The organism is Streptomyces sp. NRRL B-1347 (assembly GCF_000720325.1).
Lineage (GTDB): Bacteria > Actinomycetota > Actinomycetes > Streptomycetales > Streptomycetaceae > Streptomyces.
In genome coordinates, this window is record NZ_JOJM01000024.1 from 73,014 (window position 1) to 88,400 (window position 15,387).

The following is a 15,387-nucleotide window of genomic DNA, read 5'->3' on the forward strand; positions in this document are numbered from 1 at the left end:
GACCACAACGTCGTGTGACGCACGGAACATCTGGCCCGGCCCCCCTACCGAACCAGCCATACCGGTGGGTAACGTCCGGGCAGTCCAGTAGCGCTCGGCCCCTCGACGAACCCCCGAAAGCCCCTTCGGCTGAGCGCCTGCCCGACCTTGGACCGCACCGTCGCATCGCACAACGTCGTGGCGTCGGCGCCCTATGTAGGAGCAGCAGTCTTGCGCGAGTTCAGCCTTCCGGCCCTGTACGAGGTCCCCGCGGACGGCAATCTGACCGACATCGTCCGCCGCAACGCCGCGCAGCATCCGGATGTCGCCGTCATCGGCCGCAAGGTGAACGGACGTTGGGAGGACGTCTCGGCGACGGCCTTCCTCGCCGAGGTGCGGGCCGCCGCCAAGGGGCTGATCGCGGCGGGCGTCGGGCCGGGCGACCGGGTGGGCCTGATGTCCCGCACGCGCTACGAGTGGACGCTGTTCGACTTCGCGATCTGGAGCGCGGGCGCGGTCACCGTGCCGGTGTACGAGACCAGCTCGGCCGAGCAGATCCAGTGGATCCTCGGCGACTCGGGCGCCGTGGCCTGCGTCGTCGAGTCGGACGCGCACGCGTCGGCCGTGGAGTCCGTGCGCGACCGGCTTCCGGCGCTCGCGCACGTGTGGCAGATCGACCGGGACGCCGTGGCGGAGCTGAACCGCACGGGCGCGGAGGTCTCCGACGAGACCGTGGACGAGCGCAGCGCGGTCGCGGGCGCCGACGACCCGGCGACCATCGTCTACACCTCGGGCACCACCGGGCGCCCCAAGGGCTGCGTCCTCACCCACCGCAGCTTCTTCGCGGAGTGCGGCAACGTGGTGGAGCGGCTGAATCCGCTGTTCCGCACGGGTGAGTGCTCGGTGCTCCTCTTCCTCCCCGTCGCGCACGTCTTCGGCCGTCTGGTGGAGGTGGCCGCCCTGATGGCCCCCATCAAGCTGGGGCACGCCCCCGACATCAAGCACCTCACGGACGAACTGGCCGCGTTCCGGCCGACGTTGATCCTCGGGGTGCCGCGCGTCTTCGAGAAGGTCTACAACGGGGCGCGCGCCAAGGCCCAGGCCGACGGCAAGCTCAAGATCTTCGACAAGGCCGCGGACACGGCGATCGCGTACAGCCGCGCGCTCGACGCCCCGAGCGGCCCTTCGCTGGGCCTGCGTCTGAAGCACAAGCTCTTCGACAAGCTCGTCTTCAGCAAGCTGCGGGCCGTCCTCGGCGGGCGCGGCGAGTACGCCATCTCCGGCGGCGCCCCGCTCGGCGAGCGCCTCGGCCACTTCTTCCGCGGCATCGGCTTCACCGTCCTGGAGGGCTACGGCCTCACGGAGTCCTGCGCGGCCACCGCCTTCAACCCCTGGGACCGGCAGAAGATCGGCACGGTCGGGCAGCCGCTGCCCGGCTCGGTGGTCCGCATCGCCGACGACGGCGAGGTGCTGCTGCACGGCGAGCACCTGTTCAAGGAGTACTGGAACAACGAGGGCGCCACCGAGGAGGCCCTCGCCGACGGCTGGTTCCACACCGGGGACATCGGCACGCTCGACGAGGACGGGTACCTGCGGATCACCGGCCGCAAGAAGGAGATCATCGTGACGGCGGGCGGCAAGAACGTCGCGCCCGCCGTCATCGAGGACCGCATCCGCGCGCACGCGCTCGTCGCCGAGTGCATGGTCGTCGGGGACGGGCGCCCGTTCGTGGCCGCGCTCGTCACGCTCGACGAGGAGTTCCTCGGGCGGTGGGCCCAGGAGCACGGGAAGCCCGCCGGGGTCACGGCGGCCTCGCTGCGGGAGGACCCCGAGCTGCTCGCCGCGGTGCAGCGGGCCGTGGACGACGGGAACGCGGCGGTGTCCAAGGCGGAGTCCGTGCGCAAGTTCCGGGTCCTGTCCGCGCAGTTCACGGAGGACTCCGGGCACCTCACGCCGTCCCTGAAGCTGAAGCGCAACGTGGTCGCGAAGGACTACGCCGACGAGATCGAGGCGCTGTACCGGGGGTAGCCCGCAGCTCGATCGGCGCTCCGCGCCTCGTCCTCAAACGCCGGACGGGCCACATCACCTCGGCCGCGTCCGGCGTTCGCCCCGCGAGGCCCTACAGCAGCTCGCGCAGCCGCTCCGCCAGGAGGTCCCAGCGCCAGCGGTCCTCCACCCAGGCGCGGCCCCGCTCCCCCATCCGCGTCCGCAGCTCCGCGTCAGCGAGCAGCGCGACGATCCGTTCGGCCGCGTCCTCGGGGGAACCGCCCCGCACGACCCAGCCGGTCTCCCCGTCGAGGACGGCGTCCGGCGCCCCGCCGGAGTCCCCGGCGACGACAGGCAGGCCGGTGGCGGAGGCCTCCAGGTAGACGATGCCGAGGCCCTCGACGTCGAGCCCGCCGCGGCGGGTCCTGCAGGGCATCGCGAAGACGTCGCCCGCGCCGTAGTGCGCGGGCAGCTCGGCCCACGGCACGGCCCCGGTGAACACCACGGAGTCCGCGACCCGCGTCTCGGCGGCGAGCTTGCGCAGCTCCTTCTCGTACGGCCCGCCGCCCACGATCAGCAGCACCGCGTCCGGCTCGGCGGCCAGTATCCGGGGCATGGCGAGGATCAGGGTGTCCTGCCCCTTGCGGGGGACGAGGCGGGACACGCAGACCACGACGGGGCGGTCGGTGAGGCCGAGCCGCGCCCGCACCGCGGCGCCGCCGGAGCCGGGGTGGAAGGTCTTCTCGTCGACGCCGGGCGGGAGTTGGACCATGCGCCCGGCCGCGGCGGGAGTCAGCGCGGCGGCGATGCGCGAGCGCGTGTACTCGCCGAGGTAGGTGATGGTGTCCGTGGACTCGCCGATGCGGCGCAGGAGCTGACGGGACGCGGGCAGCTGGGCCCAGCCCGCCTCGTGCCCGTGCGTCGTCGCCACAAGCCGCCGCGCCCCCGCCTTGCGCAGCGCGGGCGCCATCAGGCCGAGCGGCGCCGCCGCGCCGAACCACACCGACGTACAGCCGTGTTCGCGCAGCAGCGAGACGGCGCGGCGCGTCACGCGGGGCGTGGGCAGCAGCATCGTCGTCCGGTCGCGGACGACCGTGAAGGGCTGCTCGGCGTCGAAGGCGGCGGTGGCCTCGGCGCCCTCGCGGCCGTGCTTCCAGGTGGAGGCGTAGACGACGAGCTCGGCCGGGTCCAGGCGCAGCGCCATGTTGTGCAGGAACGCCTGGATGCCACCGGGCCTGGGCGGGAAGTCGTTCGTGACGATCAGGGTCTTGTGCATCGCGGCTGACAGTACCGGCCGCACGCCCCCGCGCGCCGCACGGCCCCGCCTCACGCGGCCCCGCCCCCGGTCCGGGCATCATGACGCCACGAATAGGTATGAAGTACTAGAAAACGGGCGAGGTGCGCATGGCGGGCACGAGCACGGGCGCGAGCACGAACGCTGCCGCGAGCACGGACGCTGACACGGGCTCAGGCACGGACACTGACGCGGGCCCGGCTCCGGCCTCGCCCCCGGCCCCCGCACCGCGGACCGGCGCGCACGAGCTGGGCCTCCTGGCCGGCTGGGTCCTGACCCGGGCCGTGCTGCTGCTGTGCGTGTTCCGCGTGATCGTCACGCCCGGACCCGACGTCACCAGTGACGTCACCTTCATCTACCAGGGCTGGTTCGAGGTCCTGCGCACCGGCACGTTCCCGCTCGACGACGTCACCTGGCAGTACCCGCCCGCCGCGGCGCTCGCGGTGCTCGGGCCGGGGCTGCTGCCCTTCCTCAGCTACCCCGCCGCGTTCTTCCTGCTCTCGTTCGTGGCGGACGCGGTGGTCACGGGCCTCCTCCTGTACGCGGGCGGGCGGCCGGGCCGCACGCTGCGCGGGGCGTGGGTGTGGACGGCGGGCGTGGCGCTGCTCGGCCCGACCGCCTACGCCCGGTACGACCTGATGGTGACGGCCCTCGCGGTCGCCGCCCTGCTCGCCGGGGCGCGCCGGGCCCGCGCGGCGGGGGCCCTGGCCGGCTTCGGCACCCTGGTGAAGGTGTGGCCGGTGCTGCTGCTCGTGGGCGCCCCGCGCGGTCGGGCGACGCGGCGCTCCTGGGGCGCGGCGGCGGCCACGGCGGCCGCGGTCACGGTGGTGTTCGCGGCGACGATGCCGGGCGCCCTCGCGTTCCTGGCCTTCCAGCGCGACCGGGGCACGGAGGTGGAGTCGCTCGGCGCGCTCGTCTTCCACGTGGCGCGCCACCTGGGCTGGCAGGGCTCGGTGCAGCTCAACTACGGCTCGGTGGAGTTCCTCGGCCCCTACGTCCCGGTGGTGAGCACGGCGGCGCAGGTCCTCTCGGTGGCGGCCCTCGGCTGGCTGCTGCTGTGGCGGGCGCGGGCCCGCGCCTGGTCGGTGACCACGCCCGCGGACGCGGCCTTCGCCGCGGTGCTGCTCTTCACCACGACGAGCCGGGTGATCAGCCCGCAGTACCTGGTGTGGCTGGTCGGCGTCGCGGCGGTGTGCCTGGTCCACCGGGACAGCCGCATGGCCGTGCCCGCCCGGCTCGTGCTCGTCGCCACGTTCGTGACGTTCCTGGAGTTCCCCGTGTGGTTCTCGCACGTGGTGGCGAGCGACCCGCTCGGCGTGACGCTCCTCGTCGTCCGCAACGGCCTCCTTGTGGCGGCGACGTTCCTCGCCTGCCGGACGCTGTGGCGGCGGACGGTCGTCGAGGCCGCCGCGGTCAGCCCAGTTCCCGCCGCAGGTAGTCCCGCCAGCGCGCGGTGAAGTCCTCGGGGCCGATGTCCAGGACGTCACGCAGCTCTTGGGCCACCGCGCCCGCGCGCTCGTCGTGGGCTCCGACGGCCGCGTAGAACTCCACGAGCTTCCGCTCGCCCCACTGCTCGGCGATCATCCGGCAGGCCAGCCAGGACCCCTCGTACGCCCGGGAGAGGCGGTTCGCGTCGCCGCTGAAGCCGAAGTCGGCGTCCTCGGGCAGCGCGGCGGGCAGCGCGCCGTCCACGACCGCGCGGCGCAGCTCCGGGGCGGCCTGCTCGGGGTCGCGGCCCGTCCCCCGGTAGCCGACCCAGTCCGCGAAGCCCTCGGAGAGCCACAGCGGGGTGGCCCGCGAGGTGTCGGCGCGGGTGGCGACGTGCGTGGCCTCGTGCGTGAGGACGACCTGCTTGCCGAGGTCGCCTAGGACTCCGTACGCGTCGGGGTTGATGATGATCCGGTCGGCGGGCGCCGCGCCCGAGCCGCCCGCCTCGCCGGTGGTCACCGCGGCGATGCCCTGGTAGCCGGAGGCGGGCGCGCCGAGCAGGTCGGCCATGCCGTCCAGGGACCTCGGCACGAGGACCACGACCCGGCCCGCCCAGGGGCGCGGCCAGGCGGCGCTCACGTCGGGCACCGCGTCGTCGGCCAGGCGCGCGTACCGCCTGAGGTCCGCACGCTCCCTGCCGACGCCGAGGACCAGGCTGTGGGTGCCGCGCACGGACTCGACGCGGCCCTGGTCCCACAGCTGCTCGGCGGCCTTGCGCGCGGGCCGCTCGGAGCTGACGTACCAGCGGCCGTCACGCCGGCGCAGGGCCAGCGTGCGGTCGACGCTCAGCGGCGCCCGGTCGTAGCCCGCGACGCGGTAGCGCAACGCGACGGTGGCGGTGGCCCGTGACCCGTCGCGGTCGAAGTCCTTGAGGCGGTACGACCACGACCGCAGCGGCAGCTCGCGGAGGTTGTCGTACGCGGTGACCGGGCCGCCCGTGGCCCGGTAGGCCCGCTCGTCGCGGTCGAGCACCGCCGCCGCCCGCCGGTCCAGGAGCCGCTGCACCCCGTCGGGCACGGCGTCCGCCGACTCGGGGCCGCCGCAGCCCGCGAACGCGAGGGGAGCGAGCACCGCGAGACCGAGTCCCGCCGCCCGCACTCCACGTCCACGCCGTCGACCAGCCACGTTGTCGATCGTACGGGGGCGGGCCGCGCCGCCCCCGGCCGACGGCGGCCCACCCGCACAATCGCGTCACTCAGACGCGTGTCACGGACGACACCGGCATCATGCCCACCGGGTCGTAGCGCACCGCCGCGCCCGGGTAGGGCGCGTGCACCACCTGGCCGTTGCCCACGTACATCCCGACGTGGCTGGCGTCGTCGCGGTAGGTGACCAGGTCACCGGGTTGCGCCTGGGAGAGCGGGACCTGCGTCCCGGCGTACCGCTGCGCCTGCGAGGTGCGCGGCAGACCGACGCCCGCCTGCGCGTACGACCACTGGGTGAGGCCCGAACAGTCGAAGCCGGAGGGGCCGTTGGCGCCCCACACGTAGGGCTTGCCGACCGCCGAGCGGGCCGCGGCGATGGCGGCGGCCGCGCGCGAGGACGCCGGTGCCCCGGCAGTGGAGAGGTCGGGCCGGGACTCGCCGCCGCCCGTGGAGCGCGAGGACCTGTCGTACTCCTCGCGCTGCGCCGCCGAGAGGGAGTTGAGCAGCCGCCTCGCCTTGGCCAGCTTGTCCTCGACGGAGCGCTTGTGGCGGGCGACGGTCTTGCGGCTCGACTCCAGTTCGGCCAGTTTGCGTCCCGCCTCGGTGCGCTCCTGGGCGAGCGCGCGCTGGGCCCGCTGGAGCTTGGTGAGGTGGCCGGTCTGCCGGGAGCTGATGCGGTCGAGGGCCGAGGCCTTCTCCAGATAGGCGTCCGGGTCGGAGGAGAGCATGAGGGCGAGCGAGGGGTCGATGCCGCCCGAGCGGTACTGGGCCTCGGCGAGCGTGCCGATCGCGCCGCGCATCTCGTTGATGCGCTCCTGGCCGCGGGCGACCTTGTCCTTGGACCGCTCGACCTGGCGGCGCAGCGTGTCCGCGCGCTCGTCCGCCTTGTTGTACGCCTCCGTCGCCTGCTCGGCCTGCTCGTAGAGCCGGTCCACCCTGGCCTTTGTCGCGGCCGGTGTATCGACGGGGGCGGCGCTCGCGGGGACCGCGAGGGCCGCGGCCGCGGTGGCGGCGGACAGCACGGTGACGGTGGCGGTGCGCGCGCTCCGGTCGAGGCCGGTGATGGCGGGACGGCGATGGGACCCCACGGGTAGCCGCTCTCCCTTCCGCTGGACGGACCCCCGCCGAGGCGGGAGCCGCACCCCGGTTGTCGGGGAACGCGCGCGACAGTAGCCGCGTGATCAGGTCGCGGCCAAAGACCCTCGGTGCCTACGCACGGTGACGCCCCGCCTCAGACGCAGGTCATCGGCGGGGCGCGGGGTCACTGGAAGGTGGCAGAATTCGCCCGATTGGGCGGTGCCGCTACGGCCGTCGGGGTCAGATGCGGACGCCGAACTGGAACGGCATGTTGTTGATCGACTCGTAGCGCACCACGGCGCCGGTGCGCGGGGCGTGCAGCACCTGGCCGTTGCCCGCGTAGAAGCCGACGTGGTGCAGGTCGCCGTAGAAGATGACCAGGTCGCCGACCTTGAGGTCGCTCTGCGACGCGATGCGGGTGCCGAAGCTGGCCTGGGCCTGCGAGGTCCGGGGTATGGAGACGTCGGCCTGGGCGTAGGCCCAGGAGGTCAGGCCGGAGCAGTCGAAGGAGCTGGGGCCGCTGGCGCCGTAGACGTACGGCGAGCCGATCTTGCTCTGCGCCGCGGCGTAGGCGGCCATGGTGCGGCTCGAGCCCTTGACGCCGCCCTTGGGCGCGTCGGTCTTGGGCGCGTCGGCGGCGTCCGACGCCTTGCGCTCGGCGTCGCGGCTGGCGCGGTCCTCCTTGGCCTTGAGGGCGGCGCGCTCCTTGGCGGACAGCGTGTTGAGCAGCCGCTGCGCCTCGCCGAGCTTGCCCTGGACCTCGCGCTTCTTCTTGCCGAGCTCCTCGCGCGTGGTGGCGAGGTCTGCGAGCTTGTCGGAGGCCTCCTTGCGCTGCTGCGCGAGGGTGCGCTGCTTCGCCTGGATCTTCTTGAGGGCCTCGGCCTGCTTGGTGCTCAGCTGGTCGAGCGCGGAGGCCTTGTCCAGATAGCTGTCCGGGTCGGAGGAGAGGAACAGCTGCAGGGAGGGGTCGATGCCGCCGGAGCGGTACTGCGCGCTGGCGAGCGAACCGAGGCCGCCGCGCAGGTCGTTGAGGTCGTCCTGGCCGCGGGCGACCTTGTCCTGGAGGCGGTCGACCTGCTTCTCCAGCTTCTGCTGCTTCTCCTTGGCGCCGTTGAACTTCTCGGACGCCTTCTCCGCCTCTTCGTAGAGCTTGTCGACCTTGGACTTCACCTCGTCCTTGCTCGGCTTCTCGCTCGGCGCGGCGTTGGCGGCCTGCGAGGTGAGCGCCACGGCCGCCGCCGCGGTCGCGGTGAGCACGGTCACGCGGGCGCGGCCCGGCTGCTTGAGACGACGGTGGGAAGCCACGAAGGCGGCTCCTTCGATGAGTGATCAACAGAGCGGAGGTCTGGCCGCGACCCTAGTGACCCCGTTGTGATCAGATCAAATCCTGACCGCGAAAAATTCGGTCAACGAGCGTTTTCTTTACAGTTGATCGACGGACCGTAGCGGTCAGTTGACGCTCCGTCGCATGCGACAGCGGTCCAATTCGGGCATAGGGAACGCCAGTTACGGATCCCGGCTAGCCGCGCGTAAGCCGCTTCAGGAGCACCGCGGACGCCACGGGCCGCGCCCCGGCCTTGGCGATGCCGTCGGCCACCTCGCGGTCGGTGGAGGCGACGATCACCGGCCGCCCCGGCGGCTCGGCGCGCACCAGCTGACGGATCAGCTCGTCCGCCGTGACGCCCGGCTTCGAGAAGAGCACCCGCACCCCGCGCGGCGGCGCGAGCAGCACGGGGGCGGCCAGCTCGGCGCCGTCGAAGACGCAGGTGACCTCGGCCCCGGTCTGCAGCGCCAGCTGCGAGAGCGAGCCGAGAAGGCGCAGGCGCTGCTTCTCCAGGGGCATCGTGGGATAGCCGGTCTTGGTGACGTTGTAGCCGTCGACGACCAGATGGGCCTGCGGCAGCGCGAGCAACTGGTCCAGGATCGCCGGGTCGTTCTCGGACAGGGCGCGGGCCGCGATGTCCTTGGGCGTCATCCGGCCGGGCTCGACGGCGTCCACGGTCTCGGCGGGGCGCACCGACACCGGCGGCAGCGCGAGTTCGCGGCGCAGCCCCTGGGCCGCGTCGAGCACCGTGTCGAGCAGCAGGCGCAGCCGCATGTCCTCGACGCTGCGGCCCTCGCGCGCGGCCCTGCGGGCGGCCTCGAGGGCCGCCTCCGCCTCACTGAGGCGGGACTTCAGCCGCCGGGTCTCGCTGTCGGCCGCCGACAGCTGCGCCTGGTCCTCGGCGCGCGCGGCCTCGGCGTCGGCGGCGGCCTTGCGCAGGGCCGCCTCGCCGCGTTTGACGTCGCTGAGTGCCCCGCGCAGCTTGCGGTGCATCGATTCGGCTTCCTTCTTCGCCGCGTCCAGCTCCGTGCGCAGGCGTTCGGTCTCGGCCTTGGTGTGGGCGCGGGCTGCGGTGAGCTCCGTGCGCAGGCGCTCCAGCTCGGCCCGGGTCTCCTCGTCGGCGCGCTCGGCGTCCGCCCGCTGGGCCTCCTCGCCCGCGGCGGTGACGAGCTTCACCCAGCCCGTGGGGCGCAGCACATAGGCGGCGGCCGCCACGTCGAGGGGGTCGGCGGCGGGCGGCGGGGTGCCCGCGTCCAGGGCGGCGGTCAGCTCGGGCTGGGCCTCGCGGAGGCGTTCGCCGATGCGCTGGCGGAACACCGGGTCGTTCTCCAGGGCCGTGGCCATGGCGTTGCCCGCGAACTTCACGCGCCTGGTGGGCGTGAAGCGCGCGTACTGGCGCAGCTGCGGCGGCAGTTCACCCACCGTGAGCCCGCCGAAGCCGTCCGACACGATCTGTACGACCGCCCGCCGCACGCCGTCGGGCAGCGGACGGTCGAGCACCTCGGCGGCGCCGTCCTCCGGCGTTCCGCCCGCGCTCTCCACCATCGGTCACCCCACTAGCTGTGCGGGGCCCGCTCCGTTCAGGAGCCGGCCCCGGGCCTGTCCACGAGTTCCACCTGGTCCACCGCGTTGCACCAGCGGCAGCGGACCGACTCGATGGTCTCACTGACCACCTCGCGTTCCTCGACCTTCGGCTCTCCGGCCAGGTCGAGGTGCACATATTCGACGACCTTCGAGGAGCGGGTCACGTCGAACCGCGTGAGGTTGCCGCAGAGCGTGCAGCGCCATCGGGTGGTGTCGGTCGGCAGGGGAACCGTCATCGTGACGTTCGCTTTCCTTCGGGAGGCCGTGATGCGTATTTCCCGTAACCCTAAGGCCTGCGTAAGGACCACCGTGCGCACCTCTGGAGGGTGCCCCTCTGGCACACGGGACCGCCCGGGCGAGGCGGTCTGTACCGTTTGGCTCGCTTACGCCATGCTCTGCGCATGATCAACACGTGGGGCGTGGCGACGGGCCGCGCACTCAGGCACCCGACCGCCCCGGTGACGTACGCGCTGATCGCCGTCTGCTGCGCCGTCTTCGTCCTGTCCCCGCTGTCCGGGCTCAACCCCTCGTACGGCACGGGCGACCGGATCGTCGCCGCCCAGCAGGCCTACTTCGAACGCTGGGGGGTGGTACCCGTCGAACTCCTCAGCGGCAAGCCGCGCGCCGCCCTCACCCCTCTGACGGCGCTCTTCGTCCACGGCAGCTGGCTGCATCTGCTGGGCAACATGCTGTTCTTGTACGTGTTCGGGGTCATGGTCGAGGAACGCATGGGCCACCTCCAGTACGCGCTCTTCACCGTGGGCTGCGGCTGCCTCGCCCTGTTCGGCTACGCCGTGGCGCACGCCGGGTCCGGCCAGACGCTCGTCGGCGCGTCCGGGGCGATCTCCGCCGTGCTCGGCGCCTTTCTCTATCTCTTCCCGAAGGCGCGCGTCACCAGCCTCTTCCCGTTCCTGTTCTTCCTGCCGCTGCGGTTTCCCGCCTGGGTGGTGCTGCCGTTCTGGGTGGCGCTGCAGTGGGTGGCGGCGGGGCAGCAACGGCAAGGGCCGGGCGTGGCGTATCTGGCGCACCTGGTGGGCTTTTCGCTCGGGTTTGTCTACGCCTGGGTGCGCTACCGGCGGGCGGATAGAGTGAATGCCTCAGGACCGGCCACCGAGGGAGACAGCCAGCCGTGATCACCGCGATCGTGCTCATCAAGACCAGCGTGGACCGGATCCCGGAGATCGCCGAGTCGATCGCCGCCCTCGACTGCGTCAGCGAGGTCTTCTCCGTGACGGGCACGTACGACCTGATCGCCATGGTCCGGGTGTCCCGCCACGACGACCTGGCGGACGTCATCCCCGGCCGGATCAGCAAGATCCCGGGCGTCGAGGGCACGGACACGCACGTCGCGTTCCGCACGTACTCGCAGCACGACCTGGAGGCCGCGTTCGCGATCGGCCTCGACTCCTAGCGGCAGCGCGCCGCCGGATGAGGGTTTCTTCATCCCCGGCTCATCCAGATGACGCGGTACGCCCCGCACGCTCGCTGCCATGGTCTTCTCCCACCGCATGGCAGCCCTGGCGGCCGTCGTGGCGATCCCCCTCGGCATCGCCGCGACCAGCTACGCCCTGACGGACTCCCCGTCGGAGCCGAAGGTCCCGCCCAAGGTGGAGCTGGAGAGCGGCTCCCCGTCGGGCACGCCGACCGCGCCGGAGCCCACCCCGAGCGACCAGGTCGTCGACCGGCCTCCGGTCAGCGAGAGCTCCGAGGAGAGCGGCAAGGGCAAGGGCGGCACGGGGGACGCGGATGACGATGACGACGACCGGGGCTCCGGATCCGGCACCCCCGGGAAGCCGGGGGACGACGCCGACGACGCCGACGACGGGCCGGGCGACGACGGCTGAACCCCACGGCTCCCAGGGCCCCCACAGCTCGGCCGACTCCCCTGACGCCCCCGGCTCCCGTGCCGCGCACGACGCCCGGGGAGCCGTGCGCCGCCGCATCTCGGCGCGCGTCCGGATCCTGCTGTGGCTGCTCGTGGTGATGGCGGTGGCGTTCGCCGCGGTCGCCGCGACCACCCGCTCGATCCTGCTGCGCGACGTCGACCACCGGGTGAGCCGGCTGCTGACGCAGGAGACCGGCGAGTTCACCCACTTCGTGGACCGGGGCGTCGACCCGGTGACCGGCGAGCCGTTCACCGACCCGCGCCGCCTCCTGGAGGTCTTCCTGGAGCGGCAGTACGCCGACCCGGGTGAGGAGCTGATCGGCCTCGTGCGCCGCTCAGGACAGGGCCCCGCCCAGCTCACCCAGGCCCGCGAGCTGTCCGTCGCGCACCCGCTGCACCGCGACCCCGCGGCCCGCCGCCAGATCTTCGCGGCCGCGGGCTCCACCGGCACCCTGGACCGGCCCTCCGGCGAGCTGCGCTGGGCCAAGGTCGAGGTGGCCCCGCACGGCGGCGAGCCGGAGGCCGCCTTCGTCGTCGCCTTCCACCCGGGCGCCGAACAGGCCAAGGCGGACGACGTGTTCCGCATCCTCCTCGCCATCTCCGGCGTGGCACTGCTGCTCACGACCGGCATCGGCTGGGTGGTCGCCGGGCGCATCCTCAAGCCGGTCCGCCTGGTGCGCACCGCCGCAGCCCAGCTCACCGAGCAGGACCTGACCCGGCGCATCCCGGTGCGCGGGCACGACGACATCGCCGCGCTCGCCGAGACGTTCAACGGCATGCTGGACCGCCTGGAGCGGGCCTTCGCGGCCCAGCGCGAGTTCGTCGACGACGCCGGGCACGAGCTGCGCACCCCGATCACCATCGTCCGCGGCCACCTGGAGCTGATGGGCGACGACCCGGCCGAGCGCGAGGAAACCGTACGCCTGGTCACCGACGAACTGGACCGGATGAGCCGCATCGTCGAGGACCTGCTGCTGCTCGCCAAGGCCGAGCGCCCGGACTTCATCACCCCGGAGCCGGTGCGGCTCGCCGAGCTCACCGCCGACGTCTTCGTCAAGGTCCGCACGCTCGGCGAGCGCCGCTGGGAGCTGGCCGAGGTCGCCGACCGCGAGGCCGTCCTCGACCCGCAGCGCATCACCCAGGCCATGGTCCAGCTCGCCCAGAACGCCGTGCAGCACACCACCCGCGGCGAACGCATCCGTGTGGGCTCCCGCATCGCGGGCCCGCACGTCGAGCTGTACGTGGCCGACAGCGGGCCCGGCGTGCAGGCACAGGACGCCGAGGTCATCTTCGAGCGCTTCCGGCGCGGCACGTCCCGGCGCGGCGCCCGCACCAGCGGCGCGGGCCTGGGCCTCGCCATCGTCCGCGCGATCGCGGAGGCCCACGGCGGCCGCGTCGGCCTCGACGCCACCGAGGGCGGCGGCGCCACCTTCGCCCTCACCCTGGAACTCGTCCGACCCCTGGAAGAGGTACGCACGTGAACCGCATCCTCATCGTCGAGGACGAGGAACGCATCGCCTCCTTCGTCGAGAAGGGCCTGCGCGCCAACGGCTTCACCACCACCGTGGTCGGCGACGGCGACGCGGCCTACGAATACGCCCTCACCGGCGGCTTCGACCTGGTCGTCCTGGACATCGGCCTGCCCGGCCGCGACGGCTTCACCGTCCTTCGCGAACTGCGCGAGGCCCGGGTGACGGTGCCGGTGATCGTGCTGACCGCCCGGGACTCCGTGCGGGACACGGTGGCCGGCCTGGAGGGCGGCGCCGACGACTGGATGACCAAGCCGTTCCGCTTCGAGGAGCTCCTCGCCCGGGTGCGCCTCCGGCTGCGCACGGCGGCCCGGGCGCCGGAGGTGACGGTCCTCAAGTCGGGCTCGCTCTCCCTGGACCTGCGCACCCGCAGGGCCCGCGCCGGGGAGCGGACGGTGGACCTGACGGCCCGTGAGTTCGTGCTCCTGGAGCTGTTCCTGAGACACCCCGGACAGGTGCTCGCCCGCGAACAGATCCTGTCCCACGTGTGGGGCTACGACTTCGACCCCGGGTCCAACATCGTGGACGTCTACGTACGGGCGCTGCGCAAGAAGCTGGGCGCGGAGCGCCTGGAGACGGTGCGCGGGATGGGGTACCGGCTGCCTGCGTGAACTTTCCTTCATGCGGGCCTCATTGAGGGCTCACCGCGCCCCGTGACGCTGAACGCGTGACAGCGACACCGCGGCAACTGATCCTCCTGTGCCTGGCCCTGAGCCTGTGCGCGCTCCTCGCCGTCCCCGGCAACTTCGCGGGCCTGAGCAGCGACGCCCGGCTCACGCTCGCCGTGTTCGCGCTCGCCACCTGTGCCTGGATCGGCACGCCCATCGACGACACGTACATCGCGCTCGGCGCGGGGCTCGCCCTCACCGCCACCGGGGTGATCAGCAGCGACACCCTCTTCGGCACCCTCGGGGACGCGACGGTGTGGCTGCTGATCTGCGCGTTCGTGCTCGCGGCCGCCGTGGCGCGCAGCGGCCTCGCGGGCCGGGCCGCGGCGTTCCTCGTCAGCGGGGCGCGCAGCGTCCGGCAGCTGACGCATCTGACGACCGCCGCGCTCGTGGTCACGGCGTTCGCGGTGCCCGCCACCTCCGGCCGGGCCGCGCTCGCGCTGCCCGTCTTCCTCGCCCTCTCCAAGGTCCTCGCCGACCGCAGGCGCCTGGTCGTGATGCTGGCGCTGCTCTTCCCGACCGTCATCCTGCTGTCGGCGGTGGCGACCCTGATCGGGGCCGGCGCGCATCTGATCACGGTGTCCGTCCTGTGGGAGAGCACCGGGCAGGAGATCGGCTTCACGAAGTGGCTGCTGCTCGGCCTGCCGCTGGCGATCGCCTCGTCCCATCTGGCCGCCGAGGCCGTGCTCCTGACGACCACGCGCCGCGCGGACCGCGAGGGTCCGGTCGCGATCACCGCCGAGGACATCCAGGCGCACAGCGACCGCCCCGTGACCGGCCCCTGGGAGCCCGCGGAGACGCGCTGCGCGCTGCTGCTCGCCACGGTCGTCGCGCTGTGGTGCAGCGAGCCGCTGCACCGCGTACCGCCCGCCGTGGTCGCGCTGATCGGCGCGGTCGTCGCGTCCTCGCCCGCGCTCGGCACCGTCCGGCTCAAGGACGCCCTGAAGACCGTGCCGTGGTCGCTGCTGCTCTTCATGGCGGCGACGATGGCGATGGGCGTGGCGCTCGCCGAGTCCGGCGCCGCGAAGTGGCTGGTGACGGGGGTTCCCGTCGACGTGCCACCCTGGGTCTTCCTCGCCGTCGTCATCGCGGTCAGCACGGCGGCCCACCTGGTCCTCCAGTCCCGCTCGGCCCGCTCGTCGGTGCTCGTGCCGCTGGTCGTGGCCGCCGCCGTCGGCGCGGGCGTGAACCCGGTCGCCGCGGCCCTCGCGTCCACGGCCGCCGCGGGCTTCTGCCACACCCTGCCCGCCTCCGCGAAGCCGGTGACCCTCTTCGCGGAGATACCAGGGACCCCCACCTACACCCCGCGTGACCTGCTGCGGCTCTCCGCCGTCCTGGCCCCGCTCACGGCCGCGCTCGTCCTGCTGTTCGCCCTCGCGGTGTGGCCGCTGCTCGGCGTGCCCGTCAGCCGCTGAGCCCGCCCCCGCC

Annotated in this window: 14 protein-coding genes; 8 read left to right on the forward strand and 6 right to left on the reverse strand. The window is 73.3% G+C overall.

Features of this window, described 5'->3' with window-relative positions; genetic code table 11:
- Positions 1-210: 210 nt before the first annotated feature.
- Positions 211-2,007 (forward strand): AMP-dependent synthetase/ligase, encoded by a 1,797-nt coding sequence (locus IG74_RS0121280; RefSeq protein WP_030679483.1) that lies wholly within the window; start codon positions 211-213, stop codon positions 2,005-2,007.
- A 91-nt stretch (positions 2,008-2,098) separates the two neighbouring features.
- On the opposite strand, the gene IG74_RS0121285 is transcribed toward IG74_RS0121280, so the two are convergent.
- Complete coding sequence (locus tag IG74_RS0121285; protein WP_030679485.1) at positions 2,099-3,241, reverse strand: glycosyltransferase family 4 protein; 1,143 nt, start codon at positions 3,239-3,241, stop codon at positions 2,099-2,101.
- A gap of 128 nt (positions 3,242-3,369) precedes the next feature.
- Between IG74_RS0121285 and IG74_RS0121290 the strand changes: the two genes are divergently transcribed.
- Positions 3,370-4,716 (forward strand): glycosyltransferase 87 family protein, encoded by a 1,347-nt coding sequence (locus tag IG74_RS0121290; protein ID WP_078868928.1) that lies wholly within the window; start codon positions 3,370-3,372, stop codon positions 4,714-4,716.
- On the opposite strand, the gene IG74_RS0121295 is transcribed toward IG74_RS0121290, so the two are convergent.
- From IG74_RS0121295 to IG74_RS0121315, 5 genes are all read right to left on the reverse strand, one after another.
- Positions 4,673-5,872, reverse strand: coding sequence for a hypothetical protein (locus IG74_RS0121295; RefSeq protein WP_234334397.1), 1,200 nt, complete (start codon positions 5,870-5,872; stop codon positions 4,673-4,675). The genes IG74_RS0121290 and IG74_RS0121295 overlap by 44 nt on opposite strands.
- A gap of 70 nt (positions 5,873-5,942) precedes the next feature.
- Complete coding sequence (locus IG74_RS0121300; RefSeq protein ID WP_030679490.1) at positions 5,943-6,980, reverse strand: NlpC/P60 family protein; 1,038 nt, start codon at positions 6,978-6,980, stop codon at positions 5,943-5,945.
- A 229-nt stretch (positions 6,981-7,209) separates the two neighbouring features.
- Positions 7,210-8,274: a C40 family peptidase gene (locus IG74_RS0121305; protein WP_030679492.1), complete on the reverse strand. Its 1,065-nt coding sequence runs from the start codon at positions 8,272-8,274 to the stop codon at positions 7,210-7,212.
- Positions 8,275-8,488: 214 nt separating this feature from the next.
- A complete protein-coding gene (locus IG74_RS0121310; protein ID WP_030679494.1) occupies positions 8,489-9,838 on the reverse strand; it encodes an NYN domain-containing protein in 1,350 nt (449 codons plus the stop codon).
- A 35-nt stretch (positions 9,839-9,873) separates the two neighbouring features.
- Positions 9,874-10,113, reverse strand: a complete 240-nt coding sequence (locus IG74_RS0121315) for a hypothetical protein (protein WP_030679496.1) — start codon at positions 10,111-10,113, stop codon at positions 9,874-9,876.
- 165 nt (positions 10,114-10,278) lie between these two features.
- Here IG74_RS0121315 and IG74_RS0121320 point away from each other — a divergent pair, with 165 nt between their 5' ends.
- The 6 genes from IG74_RS0121320 to IG74_RS0121345 all read left to right on the forward strand — a co-directional run bounded on the left by IG74_RS0121320 (position 10,279) and on the right by IG74_RS0121345 (position 15,374).
- Positions 10,279-11,010, forward strand: a complete 732-nt coding sequence (locus IG74_RS0121320; RefSeq protein WP_030679499.1) for a rhomboid family intramembrane serine protease — start codon at positions 10,279-10,281, stop codon at positions 11,008-11,010.
- The gene (locus tag IG74_RS0121325) at positions 11,007-11,288 is read left to right on the forward strand and encodes an Lrp/AsnC family transcriptional regulator (protein ID WP_030679502.1); all 282 of its coding nucleotides are present in this window, start codon (positions 11,007-11,009) and stop codon (positions 11,286-11,288) included. Before IG74_RS0121320 ends, IG74_RS0121325 begins: the two co-directional genes overlap by 4 nt.
- Positions 11,289-11,367: 79 nt before the next feature.
- Positions 11,368-11,721, forward strand: coding sequence for a hypothetical protein (locus IG74_RS0121330; protein ID WP_030679505.1), 354 nt, complete (start codon positions 11,368-11,370; stop codon positions 11,719-11,721).
- Between the two features lie 139 nt (positions 11,722-11,860).
- The gene (locus IG74_RS0121335) at positions 11,861-13,243 is read left to right on the forward strand and encodes a sensor histidine kinase (protein WP_030679507.1); all 1,383 of its coding nucleotides are present in this window, start codon (positions 11,861-11,863) and stop codon (positions 13,241-13,243) included.
- Complete coding sequence (locus IG74_RS0121340) at positions 13,240-13,902, forward strand: response regulator transcription factor (protein WP_030679510.1); 663 nt, start codon at positions 13,240-13,242, stop codon at positions 13,900-13,902. The genes IG74_RS0121335 and IG74_RS0121340 overlap by 4 nt, the downstream gene beginning before the upstream one ends.
- A gap of 56 nt (positions 13,903-13,958) precedes the next feature.
- A complete protein-coding gene (locus tag IG74_RS0121345; protein WP_030679512.1) occupies positions 13,959-15,374 on the forward strand; it encodes an SLC13 family permease in 1,416 nt (471 codons plus the stop codon).
- Positions 15,375-15,387: the final 13 nt, after the last annotated feature.

Bases quoted from the DNA above. Each gene is read 5' to 3' on its own strand.
- IG74_RS0121335 (WP_030679507.1), top strand. From the start codon at position 11,861: ATGGCGGTGGCGTTCGCCGCGGTCGCCGCGACCACCCGCTCGATCCTG.
- IG74_RS0121330 (WP_030679505.1), top strand. From the start codon at position 11,368: ATGGTCTTCTCCCACCGCATGGCAGCCCTGGCGGCCGTCGTGGCGATC.
- IG74_RS0121320 (WP_030679499.1), top strand. From the start codon at position 10,279: ATGATCAACACGTGGGGCGTGGCGACGGGCCGCGCACTCAGGCACCCG.
- IG74_RS0121285 (WP_030679485.1), bottom strand. From the start codon at position 3,241: ATGCACAAGACCCTGATCGTCACGAACGACTTCCCGCCCAGGCCCGGT.
- IG74_RS0121315 (WP_030679496.1), bottom strand. From the start codon at position 10,113: ATGACGGTTCCCCTGCCGACCGACACCACCCGATGGCGCTGCACGCTC.
- IG74_RS0121310 (WP_030679494.1), bottom strand. From the start codon at position 9,838: ATGGTGGAGAGCGCGGGCGGAACGCCGGAGGACGGCGCCGCCGAGGTG.
- IG74_RS0121290 (WP_078868928.1), top strand. From the start codon at position 3,370: ATGGCGGGCACGAGCACGGGCGCGAGCACGAACGCTGCCGCGAGCACG.